Raw genomic sequence first — 13097 nt, 5'->3', positions numbered from 1 at the left:
TTGAATCGATTAACGTGCAGTTCTGTTATCGACTGCTGTTCCGCCAAAAAACTTGATACAATACAAAGCGCAAATTCCGACGATTGTATAAATAATCCGAGCACCTGCGCTATCTTGCCCGCCAAAGATCGAGGCTACTAAGTCGTATTGGAACAATCCGACCAACAGCCAGTTAATTCCACCGATAATAAGCAGGGTAAGGGCAATCGTATCTAATGTTTTCACTTTAGCTCCTCCTATCAGAAGTCAATTAAATTAAATTATGGTTTGTTACGTTATACTATTTCCAAAAAATGAAACTTTTAAAATTATTTCCGAAAATATATCACTCGTGCCTTATTAATTGCCTGCCCTATACAGGCATATTCCTGTGTCCAGAGCTCAACTTAACGAGCAAAACCCCCGCGTAGGTACGCGGGGGTTGAAGACACTTATGGAGCCTATAGATCTGCCCTTACTTTTTATTTGGCAGCTGGAAGGAGCTTTTCAAAGATACGACCAGGTTAAAAACAGGATGGCCCGGCTTCGAGTACTTGGAATCCACATTGAAATACCCATGGCGGAAAAATTGGAATTTATCCTGTGGCTTCACATCCTTCATTCCAGGCTCTACAAAGCCTTGAACCACCTTCAGGGAATTAGGATTGAGATGATCCATAAAGGTCTTCTCCTCTGCGCCTTCCCCCTCGTCAAGCTCATCCACATCATCATTCACTTGATCTTCGAGAATCAATGGTTCATATAATCTGAATTCGGCAGGTACCGCTTGCGCAGCATCCACCCAATGAATCGTTCCTTTTACCTTACGACCAGTAAATCCGCTGCCGCTCTTCGTTTCCGGATCGTAAGTGCAGTGGATTTCAATCACGTTACCTTCCTCATCCTTAATCACATCGTTACACTTAATGAAATAAGCATGCTTCAGGCGAACCTCATTACCCGGGAACAACCGGAAATATTTACTTGGCGGATTTTCCATAAAATCCTCACGCTCAATATAAATTTCACGAGAAAACGGAATTTGGCGATGTCCCATTTCCGGGTTCTCGCTATTATTCTCCGCTTCCAGCATCTCGCTTTGTCCTTCCGGATAGTTCGTGATCACGACTTTAAGCGGATCCAGCACTGCCATCGTTCTAGGCGCCTTTAGTTTTAAATCTTCACGGATGAAATGATCCAGCATCTTCAAATCGATTTCCCCGTAGGCCTTCGATATCCCGGCTTCGAACACAAAGGATTTAATCGCTTCTGGAGTAACACCACGGCGACGCAAACCGGAAATCGTTGGCATCCGCGGATCGTCCCAGCCATCCACAATGCCTTCATCCACCAGCAGCTTCAGCTTCCGCTTACTCGTCACCGTCTGTGTCAGGTTCAGGCGTCCAAACTCATATTGGCGCGGAACACTTGGCATTTCCGTCTCCTCAATAACCCAGTCGTAGAATGGACGTTGATCCTCAAACTCCGTCGTACAGAGGGAATGTGTAATGCCCTCAATCGCGTCCTCCAGAGGATGGGCATATGTATACATCGGATAAATACACCACTTATCCCCTGTGTTATGATGCGTAGCATGAAGAATACGGTAAATGACCGGATCTCTCAAGTTAATGTTTGGCGAAGCCATATCAATCTTGGCACGCAGCACCTTCTCGCCGTCCTTGAACTCTCCCGCACGCATCCGAGCGAATAAATCCAAATTCTCTTCCACGGAACGGTCGCGATACGGGCTGTTCTGTCCCGGTTCGGTCAACGTCCCGCGGGTCGCGCGAATTTCGTCCGGGCTCTGATCATCGACGTACGCTTTGCCTTTCTTGATTAGCACAATCGCCCGCTCATACATCTCCTCAAAATAATCCGAGGCAAAATGCAGTTCCTCCCACTCAAAGCCCAGCCATTTTACATCTTCTTTAATCGAATTGACGTACTCCACGTCCTCCTTGACGGGATTCGTATCGTCAAAGCGCAAATGGGTACGGCCCCCGAATTCATCCGCGATCGTAAAGTTGATCCAGATTGCCTTGGCGTGTCCAATATGCAAATAACCGTTAGGCTCTGGTGGAAAGCGAGTGACGATCTCCTTCACTTTTCCACTCGCCAGATCCTCGGTAATAATATTTTTAATAAAATTAGGAGGGGTACTGTTAATGCTGTTATGCTCCACGAATATCAACCTTTCCATATTTGATGGACCTTGTAAGACAAACCACGTTCTGATCCAATTTTTCTTCTTATAAATATACCGATAACTCCAGAATAGTTCAATGGCATAAGCGCTGGCGCCACAGGCGATTCATGTTGAATGACCATCAGAGAACCGGGCTCCCCTATATAAAATTCTCCAAAAGTGCGGCAGAAAGGCAGATGAAATCGCTTGTTCAAAAGCATTAGCGGATAAGGGGATACCACATCAATATATCGTCCACATACTCCCCATCGATGCAATACTCCGCAATCAGCCTGCCCTGAGTAATAAATCCACAGTGTTCATAGAATGCAATAGCACAAGGGTTTGTACTCAGAACGCGCAGACAGAGCTTGCGTATCCCCTCCTCTGCGGCCAGCTCCTTCATCGTTGCCATCAATTTACTGCCAATCCCAAGCCGCCTATAGGAAGGATGAATCGCCACATGAAGCTCATACACATGTCGCTGGCTTGCCATTGCCGACGGTGTGGAAAATCCCAAGTATCCGCATATTAAATCATCGATTCCAGCAACGAGTTGGCTGCCCGGCGGGCATTTCTGCAAATACTGCTCCCGCGATGTCCAGGCAATGGGAGACGGGCTTGTCCTGCTGTCCCAAACCAATGCATCGAGCTCCATTAATTGGCTCGCATCCCGCATCTCCGATCGCCTAATCCATAAATTAGACGCCAGTGACCCATTCGACTCATCTGCCATGAGCGCTGCCATCCCTTCTATAACCCCATAGTGATTTACTATCTATTATACCACTTCAGAGAAATTGCCAAGAAATCGTCTTAGCTTATGTTCCATGGAGGCTCTGAAGAGAAAAAAAAGCCCTAGCGGGCTTCTCCTATACAAAGTAAATATCTAGTACACGCGATCTTATTCATTCGGCTAGGATCTCCATTGGCGCTTTACCTCAACAACAGTTGAGAAAAAGGTCGCTCCATTTCCCATGTCAGAGAGGCGTTCGGGCGTGAGCGCATTCGCACGCTGGCGTTTCCCCTCCTGCTCCCACCAAAGTCCCTGGCTGACTACAGTTCCCGGCAGCATTTTCTCCGTCACCTGAGCTGTAACCTGAAACTCGCCGCGGTCATTCCACACGAGCACCTCATCCCCGTCCGAGATTGCCCTTGCCCTAGCATCCTCGGGGTGGATTTGCAGCATAGGCTCCTTCTCCAGCTTCATCAGCTTGTCCACATTAGCAAAAGTAGAATTCAGGAAGCTATGGTTCGGCGGTGAAATAAACATGAGTGGATAAGGGGCCCCCTTGCCAGGACGCCGTTCACCATCGTAACCTTCAATAAGGGGAACATAGGTCGGCAGCGGCGGAAGGCCTGCTTCAGCCATTTGCTGCGAGTACAGTTCGATTTTGCCGGATGGAGTTGGAAGAGTGTCCAGATAACGCTGCTGATGCTCCATATTGAGCTTAAGGAACCGATGCTCCTTCAATCCTTCCAGCGTGATGCGCTCAATGTACGGGTTGGCCGAGTGGCCCAGAGCCTGACGAACCATGTCCTCCTCCGTATCCTGAAAAGCCTTCTCCTCAAATCCCATCGCTTGCGCAAGCAGCTTGAACACTTCCATGTTGCTCTTGCTCTCGCCCTGTGGAGGGATAACCGGCTCTTGAAGCTGAATGTAGTGATGCCAGTAGGATCTATATAAGTCTGTATTCTCAAAGGTCGAGGTGGACGGCAGGACGATGTCCGCATATTTGGCCGTATCGGTCAGGAATAGATCGTGCACTACCGTGAACAAATCTTCACGTTGCAGGCCTTGCTCTACTTTTTCCGTATCCGGCGCGACCACAGCCGGATTCGAGCAATAGACGAACATCCCTTTAATCGGCGGATCGAGGGCCAACAGCACCTCGCCAAGCTGATTCATGCTGACAACCCTAGCATTCGGGTTCGGACGCAGATCGGGACGGGCCAAAGCGGCTCCATTAAACTTTGAATAATCCCCGTTTGACTTGATCGCACCGCCTCCCTCGACAAGCCATTGCCCCGTTAATGCGGGGAGACAAACGATCGCTCGGACATTCATGCCCCCATTGTCATGATGCTGAAGTCCATTACCGATTTGAATGAATGCCGGAGATGTCTCCCCATACATACAGGCCAATTGCACAATATGCTCTGCAGGCACCCCTGTAATGGCCGAGACCTTGTCCGGCGTGTATTGCTTCACATGCTCCCGGAGCTCTTCATGGCCGATTGTATATTGTGTCAGAAACTCTTGATTGACAAGTCCCCGCTCAAATAAAACATGCATCATACCGAGCGCCAGCGCCGCATCGGTTCCTGGATGCAGCGGGATGAACCAATCCGCGCGCTCGCCCGTCCGATTCCGGTGTACATCGATCACGACCAGCTTCGCTCCCTGCTTGCGCGCTTTTTCGATGATGGACCACGCATGCATGTTTGTACTCACCGTATTCTGCCCCCATACGATGAACAGCTTCGCCTTAGCCGTGTCCTCTGGACTCGTACCTCCCATGAAGCCCATCGTATACTTCCAGCCCACATTGCCAGCGGCGTTGCAAATGCCTTGCTCCAGCCGCGTCGAGCCGAGCCTATGAAAGAATCGGCGATCCATGCCATCCACGCTGAGTGCTCCCATATTGCCGTAGAAGCTATAAGGCATAATGCTCTCTGGTCCATGCTCCCGGATTAATTCGGTAAATCTAGAGGCGATTTCCTCGATCGCTTCTTCCCAGGAAATGCGTTCAAATTTTCCCTCCCCTTTAGCGCCTATGCGCCGCATCGGGTAGAGAATACGTTCAGGGTGGTACAGCCGCTCCGCCATATTGCGAACTTTATTGCAGATAGCTCCCTTCGTAATGGGATGCTCCGGATTTCCCGTAACCTTTACGATTTTTCCTTCTTCCTTATGTAGCAGCAAACCGCAGGTATCGGGGCAATCAAGCGGACACACAGCAGGAAACTTTCCATTCTGTTCGTGAATCATGTTTTATACACACCTTTCCAGGCAAACATCGAGCTAATGATTATGCTCAAAGCTGATTTAGATATCTATTTTATATCAGATCTATCATATAGCCCTTTGTAAATTCATGTAAAGGCTCAATCGAGGGTTGATCATGCTCTTACCGATATAGAGCTCATGAAAACCCGCATGCTGTATATAAAACACAAATAAGCCTCTCTCGTCCAGCACGCTATGCCAGCTATGAGAAAGGCTTATATAACTACAAAATATATTTGCCAAGTAAGTTAAGCGGTTTTTTGACCGCTAGCAGCGGCTGGACTGGAGCTAAGCTGCTTACCCTTATCCTTAAGATAAGCCGTCCAGTATGCTCCCGCCACAAATAGTGCGCCGCCGGTCAAATTGCCCAGCCAGACAGGCACGAAATTTCTAATGTAATCTCCCCAAGAAAAATAGCCTTCAAAAATCGCTGCGGGAATCAGGAACATGTTGGCAACAACGTGTTGAAAGCCGATAGCAACAAAGGCCATGGTCGGGAACCAAATACCGAGAATTTTGCCGCTCATATTATCTGCGCCATAGGACAACCAGACCGCAAGAGCAACGAGCCAATTGCAGCCGATCCCGGATACAAAGGCCTGTAGGAAGCTGTCGTCGAGCTTATGTCCAGCCATAGCAATTAATTTATCAAGATAAGGGCCGCTGGCAGTCAACCCAACGACATGCCCAAAGAAATAAGCAACAAAGACGGCTCCTAGAAAATTAGCAAAGGTAATGAGCAGGATGTTCTTCAGCATTTCCAACGTTGTGATGCGCTTAGCCATTCGTGCAAGCGGCACGGCCATCATATTGCCCGTAAGCAGCTCGCCTCCTGCGAGCAGAACAAGAATAAGACCGATCGGGAACACGGCAGCACCGATAAAATTAACGATGCTCCCCCATTCCTGGGGTGCGTTGCTGATCACTCGAATATCGAGCAAAAAGCCCAGAGCGATAAAGGCTCCGCCAAGAAATCCTAATATCATGACCGTCAGAAGCGGATTGCGTGCCTTTTGGACTCCCGTATCCACGGTTATTTCCGCGATTTGCGGAGGTTTGTAATAAGCCATGGTTATCATCTCCTCTATAACTAGACACTACTCTATCTCTATTTCCTCATTATTGTATCGTGCCTTGCCGCGCCAGCAATGTAATATAAGTCACGTTAGACATGAAAGAAGCCACTGCGCAAGGGATGTTCTCCTTGGCAGTGGCCTGTTCAAATGGGGATCGGCAGCTGCATCATGCTAGGATTAGCTGTGCACGGCTTCACGTGCAGGCACTTCAGGGAGCGCCTGCAAGCCCGCACTGTTCAAGAAATTCCACGGCTTGTTAAAATGCGGTTGGAAGAAGAAATCTACAAATGCGAGCTCCTCCATCTTCATGTCATTCTGAATGCATACGGAAATCGTATTGATCGATTGCGTCAAATCTACCTTGGACATGATTTGAGCTCCAAGAATGCGTCTTGTTCCTTGCTCGTAGACGAGCTTCAGCATGACAGGCTCGTGGGTGGGCATAAACTCCGGACGATAGTTGTCCGTCACAAGTACGGAATCGACTTGAAGTCCCGCTTCCTTAGCCGCTGTCTCGGTAAGGCCTGTTCCCGCAATGTTATTCTCATAAATCTTAATGCCGGAAGTTCCTTGCGTTCCCATGTATTTCACTGTGGGAGATACCAGGTTACGAGCAGCAAGGGTTCCCATCCGCACGGCATTGGTTGCAAGAGGAATATACGCATGCTTCTTGAGCGGGTTATAGTAGATCGCACAGCTATCTCCTGCGGCGTATACATCGGGCTTGCTGGTACGCATATACTCATCTACGATTATGGCTCCATTATCCAGCATATCGACCTGCCCTTTCAGCAGCTCCGTATTCGGACGGAATCCGATGCATAGAATAACGACATCTGCAGGATATGACCCTTGGTTCGTAACGACGGTAGTCACTTTACCATCATTACCTTCAAAGCGTTCGACCTTCTTGCCAAGCGCTAACGTAATTCCTCGTTCGCGAAGTGAATCCTCGATCAGATTCGTATATTCCGCATCCAAATATTTGCTCAAGATTCGCTCCTCTGCGTCAATCAGAGTAACGTTTTTCCCATTCATCTGAAAGGCCTCGACCAATTCAATACCAATATAGCCTGCGCCAACCACGACGATATTTTGCGCTTCCTTCCCTTTTTCAATGATCATGTTGGAATGATTGAAGTTTTTGGACAGAATGATGTTATCCAGCTCGATTCCAGGGAATTTAGGTACAACAGGCCAGGAGCCCGTCGTCACGATAAGCTTGTCGAAATGATCTGTGCATTCTTCCCCGGTCTGCAAATTACGTGCAATTAACTCCTTCCGATCTGTGTCGACGGAAATAACCTCATGCAACATTTTCGTGTTTACGCCCAACTCCGCCAACTGCCCAGGCGACGAGTAGAACAATCCTTGGGGATCCTTGACCACGCCGCCGACATATAGAGCAATGCCGCACGACAGGAATGAAATGTTATCATTGCGCTCATATACGGTAATCTCTGCCTCCGGATACAATTGTGCCGTGTTTACAATGGCTGCCGTCCCTGCATGGGTACATCCAATAACTGCTACTCTCATTATTATTTCCTCCTTAATAATCGCCCGATGTTATATATTGTTCAAAATTCGGGATGTTTATTGTGAAATACATCACTTAAAATGCGGTTGATTTGTGAAATGATTCACCTTGTGACTCTTATTATAGTGTGATATTTTTCACATTGCAAGAGGCTATTTAATATTTTTTGTGAGGGTAATGATAAATAACCCAATTGCTTTGGGGAAATGATACCAATATCATTTATAAAATGACCGGAGGGCTGCCATGTATACTGTATTCGTAGCGGGAGCGCACGGAAGAACAGGTCGTCACATCATTAAAGCGCTTCAAAAAGGAAATTATAACGTAAGGGGGCTGGTTCGCAGTGAGGAACAAAGATTTAACTTACTGAAGTGGGGGGCGATGCCGTACATCGGAGATTTAAATACTGAATTCTCGGAGGGGATAATTGATGCGGATGCTGTCATCTGTGCAGTCGGTGCAGGAGATAAAAGCGATCCTGAGGAAATTGACCATCTCGGAACCGTTCGTTTGATCGAACAATCCGAGTTACTCGGTGTTAAGCGCTTCATCCTCATAAGCTCTATGGGGACATTGGAGCCGGAGCGTATGCCAAAAATTCTCAAACCGTATTTATCTGCCAAGCGCCGGGCTGAAAAAGTGCTCGAAGCGAGCACTCTATGTCATACCATCTTACGTCCGGGAGGGCTGACCGACGAACTACCGACCGGCAAAGTATCTGTACATCAGGAATTTACCGATCTGGGGTTCATTCCAAGAAGTGATTTAGCCCAGGCCGCTGTCCTTGCTCTAACGCTGTCCGAAACGGAGAACACCTCCTTCAATTTGGTCGCAGGAGATACACCAATTGCACAAGCTTTGCAATCCCTTGAGGGGTAATTATTAATTGCTTATGACAAAAGCCGCCCATCGAGGCGGCTTATTTACTGCTGGATTCCATCTGTTGCTGCATCAGCTCGGCTCGCTTCTGCTCCCTTTGTTTCTTGGTCAGCTTCGGGCAGCTGTAGCAATATCCGAGGCCTGTATCCGTGCGATAGGCAAGACAACATGTCGGCTTAAGGGGCATCTTCTCGCCTGGCGAATAAGGATTGTCGACTAAAATTTCCTTTAAAACAAACGGATTACGCCTAATACCGAACCAATCCGGCGAAATCGTCCTTAAATATTCATAATTAGTCCTTAGTTGGTTCCGTTGCTCCTCGGTTTCCAACTGATTTGCCAACTGCCGGAGGTAATAAGTAACTCCGAGAGGGAGCTGTCCCCATAGCTGCGTCACGGGCAGCCCTGATACCTGAGCCGCCGTTTCCATTACCGGCCGCAGCGTTTCTTTGTAAAAGCTCCCCAGCTGCGCTTCCCGCCACTCGCTTGCTTCGCCTTCGGGCCATGTCAGCTCACTACTGCTGTGCAACACGAAAAAGATCGTTGGGAATTGACGAACCGGAACGATCTGCAGCGTTAAATTCTCTAAGTTGAAATTTAAACGAGAGCTTGTCAATGAAACCATGTACTGCAATGCCGTACACAGAACCCGCCAGCTTGCTGCGAAATACGTGGCTGCAACCTGAATATCAAGCCCCTTGATTTCGGCTTGATACAGGGTCAGAAACCTTTCCGCGCGCTGCCGATCAAGGAAGTCCAACCCCGCTATCGTGTAAATGGCCTGCTCTCTACAATCACCGATTACGTGGCATTGTTGCTCCAGAAATTGATAGTCGATAGCCAGTCGATCCATATTCTCCTCCTGCTCTGGCATACCGCATAAGCACCTCAGCGGCTGCTATTAATATACGGCTACCTTGCCACCGGTAAGAACACTGTTCTTCGGAAGCTGTCCTTTGCTTTCGGCTACACGGTACAGTTCATATGGAAGGCATAGCGGCACCCCACTGCGCGGATCCGTTACAATATCAGCTTCAATGCCGAAAACCTCACGCAGAACCGAAGAAGTCACTACTTCTGACGGTGCTCCTTCCGCAATGGCTTGCCCTTTCTTAATAGCAATCATGTGATGGGCATATCTAGCTGCATGGTTCAAATCATGCACGACCATAACGATGGTGCGACTGGATTCCGCGTTCAACTGCTCTAGAAGCTGCAGAACTTCAAGCTGATGTGCCATATCCAAAAAGGTCGTCGGTTCATCAAGGAATAGGATATCCGTTTCCTGAGCAAGCGCCATAGCTATCCATGCCCTCTGCCGCTGTCCCCCAGATAGCTGCTCCAGTGCCCGATCTGCAAACTCATTCATCCCGGTAGCAGTAATCGCCCAATCCACGATTTGCCGATCCTCTGATTTCAAGCTGCCGAATCCCTTCTGGTGCGGGAAACGGCCGTACGACACAAGCTCGTATACTGTAAGCCCGTCAGGCGCTGTCGGATTCTGGGGCAAAATAGCCAACTGCTTCGCCACCTCGCGCGTCGATTGCTTATGAATGGATTTTCCGTTTAACAGTACAGTTCCGCCCTTAGGCTGCAGTATCCGGGCCATTGTCTTCAGTACCGTCGACTTCCCCGAACCGTTAGCCCCGACAAGAGCGGTAATTTTTCCTTTAGGAATACTGATATTCAGATCCTCTACGATGAGACGATCTCCATAAGCGATATTTAAATGGGATGTATTTAATGCCACCATAACAATCTCCCTTTCCCAGTTACGACATAAACATATTGATAATTTATATGAACACAACCCGACCATGATTTAAAATAAAACCCTCTGTTCTAAAGATACTGATAATCATTATCAGCGTCAACTGTTTTGTGAGCGATCATCCCTATTTTGCATAAAAAAAGGGGATTTCCTGAAGAAATCACCCTTAGTTCTCATTTGTCGCTTAGAGCTATTAAGGCGTCCCGGAAACTGGAACCGCATCGTAATATTCCTCTAATGTAATGCCTCTTGCAAAAATATCCGCCGCAATCTCTTTACCAACGTAACGCAAATGCCAGGGCTCGTATTTATAGCCTGTAATCGATTCTTTACCTTCTGGATAACGAATGATAAACCCATACTCAGCAGAATGCTGTGCGAGCCATTCTGCCTCCTTCGTCCCCCCGAAGCAATCCTCTACCGCGCATTTACCATCACTTCCCGATACGTCGATAGCTAGTCCTGTCTCATGCTCACTATGCCCTGGAACAGCGCTATACGTCTTGGCTTTCTCTTCCCCGTCTCTATCCACATAGCGGTTAAACAAAGATCTCTGGGTGCTGTGGGAGCGATAGGCGGATACCCCCGCCAAATAGATCCCGTCCTCTTCCGCCCCGGCGAACATTTCCTCCAGCGCCTTAGCGGCTTCACTCCGCATCATCCGCTTCTCGATTTTCTCTTTGAACGTAAAGCGAACATCCGGATAAACCAAATCGGAAGGCTCATAATCCTCTGGAAGCGCCAGCTCCTTATTTATGAGTACCGCAATACTGTCTGGATCCGCGGCAGCTGCCTTGTCCACACCATTAGAGCTTTCACCCGATGGTTGATCCCCATTGTGCTCGGCATCCTGCCCGGAGGATTGGCCGGAACCACCCTTCGGTTCCTCTTCATGAGCACCTTTTCCCTCGCTATTATTCGATTGATCTGCATTCGTTCCTATGACGTATGAATTGCTCGGCTTCGCGGAGTCTTCCTTACCGCATCCAGCCATAACGACTATTGCCATTAAACAAACCAAAATTACTGATAACGACTTCTTTCGAAAATTCACTCTGTGCTCTCCCCTTCATTCCCTTTCCATTGAGGGCCATATATCTATTCTTTTAAACGTAATTTAAAGCGATTATGTTGCGATTCATTTCATCCTTCTCACTAATTTAGCGGCCCCGCCGTCCACCGCGTTCTCTTCCGCCGCGTCTTCCCCCGCCGTCTCCACGCGGGGAAGAACCAGCAGACCCGCCTCTTGCATGGGCATTCCTTCCACCCCGGGCTCGACCGGACGAAGAGGCTCCACGCCCCCAGCCACTAGCACTTTCCGCGCCCCCTCGTCGGCCTCCATTCGTTTTCCCGTTTGCCGTCTTCCTGCCCTCCGTCCTTCTTCCCCTTCCAGCTCCGTCCCTGGATTCCCGCTTCCCCGTCGTCTGCTCCTTCACGACGACGGCCGCCCCACTCTTATCCTGGCGCTGCCGCTCCAGCTTCAAACCAATACCTCGCTCAATGTTTCGCAGCGCATCGATATCTCTTGGAGAGGCAAAGGTTATGGCTATTCCTTTCTCACCAGCTCGCCCGGTACGGCCGATCCGGTGAATATAACTATCCACATCCTGAGGGATATCGTAGTTAAATACATGGGTTACGCCTTCTACGTCGATCCCGCGTGCCGCGACATCCGTCGCCACGAGGAGCTCCAGCTTCGCATCTCGAAACGCGCGCATAACCTGTTCCCGCTTTGATTGAGACAAATCGCCGTGCAGCTCGTCCGAAGCAAAACCTGCCTCCTGCAGAGCCTCATTCAGCTTGCTGGCGCGCCGCTTCGTCCGACAGAAAATGACCGCCAAGTAAGGACGATGACTTCGGATCATCTCGATCAGCGCACCTTGTTTGCCCCGGTCCGTGCACTCCACAACAATTTGCCGGATGCTGTCCAAAGTAATGCGGGAGGTTTCCGCAATCCGAATATCCCGGGGACGGTCCATGTAAGTCCTTGCCAGCCGCTTCACGTTATCCGGCATTGTCGCCGAGAACAACATCGTCTGCCGACTCTTCGGAACCATGCGAATAATCGCCTCTACCTCAGCAAGAAACCCCATATGCAGCATCTGATCTGCCTCGTCCAGCACCAGCATGCGTACGGCTCCCAGCGTAAGCGAACCCCGGCGCAAATGATCCAACAGACGGCCCGGGGTACCGATGACCAGTTGGGTTCCATTTTGCAGTTTGCGGAGCTGCCGTTCTACGTCCTGTCCTCCATAAGCGGCCAGAATGGATATCCCTTCACGTGCAGCCGCCAGCTTGCGCGCCTCTGCAGTGATTTGGATAGCCAATTCCCGTGTAGGCGTAATAATTAGCGCTTGCGCATCAGGACGGTCAGCCTTCAACTTGTCCATAATCGGCAGCAGAAAAGCCAGCGTTTTCCCCGTCCCCGTCTGCGCTTGCACGATAACGTCCTCCCCGGCCAGCAGCACAGGTACAGCTTCCTGCTGCACTGGCGTCGGACGGCTAATGCCATGACTCTGTAAGGTATGAATCAGCTCAGGCAAAATGCCCCATTGCTCAAAAGTTGTCAAATATATCCACCTCGTTGTTTTTGGTATCTTGATTTAAAAAGACCGAACCCGCCCATCCAATCAGCGTTCCGGCCTTTTTAG

General features: G+C 49.2%; 11 protein-coding genes. 1 reads left to right on the top strand and 10 read right to left on the bottom strand.

Annotated features, from left to right (window positions below; genetic code table 11):
• Positions 1-9: 9 nt before the first annotated feature.
• The 6 genes from EIM92_RS06175 to EIM92_RS06150 form a co-directional block, all read right to left on the bottom strand.
• Positions 10-225, bottom strand: coding sequence for a DUF378 domain-containing protein (locus EIM92_RS06175; RefSeq protein ID WP_110930901.1), 216 nt, complete (start codon positions 223-225; stop codon positions 10-12).
• A gap of 229 nt (positions 226-454) precedes the next feature.
• The gene (locus EIM92_RS06170) at positions 455-2182 is read right to left on the bottom strand and encodes a glutamine--tRNA ligase/YqeY domain fusion protein (RefSeq protein ID WP_125081937.1); all 1728 of its coding nucleotides are present in this window, start codon (positions 2180-2182) and stop codon (positions 455-457) included.
• 205 nt (positions 2183-2387) lie between these two features.
• Positions 2388-2903, bottom strand: coding sequence for a GNAT family N-acetyltransferase (locus tag EIM92_RS06165; RefSeq protein WP_125081936.1), 516 nt, complete (start codon positions 2901-2903; stop codon positions 2388-2390).
• A gap of 180 nt (positions 2904-3083) precedes the next feature.
• Positions 3084-5159 carry a molybdopterin-containing oxidoreductase family protein gene (locus EIM92_RS06160; protein ID WP_125081935.1) on the bottom strand — a complete coding sequence of 692 codons (2076 nt, stop codon included), beginning with the start codon at positions 5157-5159 and terminating at the stop codon, positions 3084-3086.
• Between the two features lie 266 nt (positions 5160-5425).
• Positions 5426-6247, bottom strand: coding sequence for a formate/nitrite transporter family protein (locus tag EIM92_RS06155; protein WP_125081934.1), 822 nt, complete (start codon positions 6245-6247; stop codon positions 5426-5428).
• Between the two features lie 183 nt (positions 6248-6430).
• Entirely contained in the window at positions 6431-7792 is a 1362-nt protein-coding gene (locus EIM92_RS06150) for an FAD-dependent oxidoreductase (RefSeq protein WP_125081933.1), read from the bottom strand.
• Positions 7793-8039: 247 nt separating this feature from the next.
• Here EIM92_RS06150 and EIM92_RS06145 point away from each other — a divergent pair, with 247 nt between their 5' ends.
• The gene (locus EIM92_RS06145) at positions 8040-8675 is read left to right on the top strand and encodes an SDR family oxidoreductase (RefSeq protein ID WP_125081932.1); all 636 of its coding nucleotides are present in this window, start codon (positions 8040-8042) and stop codon (positions 8673-8675) included.
• Between the two features lie 40 nt (positions 8676-8715).
• On the opposite strand, the gene EIM92_RS06140 is transcribed toward EIM92_RS06145, so the two are convergent.
• The 4 genes from EIM92_RS06140 to EIM92_RS06125 form a co-directional block, all read right to left on the bottom strand.
• On the bottom strand, positions 8716-9549 hold the full coding sequence (locus tag EIM92_RS06140) for a (2Fe-2S)-binding protein (RefSeq protein WP_246021220.1): 834 nt from the start codon (positions 9547-9549) through the stop codon (positions 8716-8718).
• 27 nt (positions 9550-9576) lie between these two features.
• Positions 9577-10428: an ABC transporter ATP-binding protein gene (locus EIM92_RS06135; RefSeq protein ID WP_125081931.1), complete on the bottom strand. Its 852-nt coding sequence runs from the start codon at positions 10426-10428 to the stop codon at positions 9577-9579.
• 211 nt (positions 10429-10639) lie between these two features.
• Positions 10640-11500, bottom strand: coding sequence for a M15 family metallopeptidase (locus EIM92_RS06130; RefSeq protein ID WP_246021219.1), 861 nt, complete (start codon positions 11498-11500; stop codon positions 10640-10642).
• 106 nt (positions 11501-11606) lie between these two features.
• Positions 11607-13016, bottom strand: coding sequence for a DEAD/DEAH box helicase (locus EIM92_RS06125; RefSeq protein ID WP_125081929.1), 1410 nt, complete (start codon positions 13014-13016; stop codon positions 11607-11609).
• Positions 13017-13097 lie beyond the last annotated feature (81 nt).

Origin of the sequence: Paenibacillus lentus (assembly GCF_003931855.1) — a bacterium.
Classification (GTDB): domain Bacteria; phylum Bacillota; class Bacilli; order Paenibacillales; family Paenibacillaceae; genus Fontibacillus; species Fontibacillus lentus.
Note: the sequence above shows the minus strand (reverse complement) of the source record. Positions and strands in the feature narration are given on the sequence as shown.

Coding starts and splice junctions, on each gene's coding strand:
- EIM92_RS06145 (WP_125081932.1), top strand. CDS start 8,040: ATGTATACTGTATTCGTAGCGGGAGCGCACGGAAGAACAGGTCGTCAC.
- EIM92_RS06150 (WP_125081933.1), bottom strand. CDS start 7,792: ATGAGAGTAGCAGTTATTGGATGTACCCATGCAGGGACGGCAGCCATT.
- EIM92_RS06135 (WP_125081931.1), bottom strand. CDS start 10,428: ATGGTGGCATTAAATACATCCCATTTAAATATCGCTTATGGAGATCGT.
- EIM92_RS06160 (WP_125081935.1), bottom strand. CDS start 5,159: ATGATTCACGAACAGAATGGAAAGTTTCCTGCTGTGTGTCCGCTTGAT.
- EIM92_RS06155 (WP_125081934.1), bottom strand. CDS start 6,247: ATGGCTTATTACAAACCTCCGCAAATCGCGGAAATAACCGTGGATACG.
- EIM92_RS06165 (WP_125081936.1), bottom strand. CDS start 2,903: ATGGCAGATGAGTCGAATGGGTCACTGGCGTCTAATTTATGGATTAGG.
- EIM92_RS06140 (WP_246021220.1), bottom strand. CDS start 9,549: ATGCCAGAGCAGGAGGAGAATATGGATCGACTGGCTATCGACTATCAA.
- EIM92_RS06170 (WP_125081937.1), bottom strand. CDS start 2,182: ATGGAAAGGTTGATATTCGTGGAGCATAACAGCATTAACAGTACCCCT.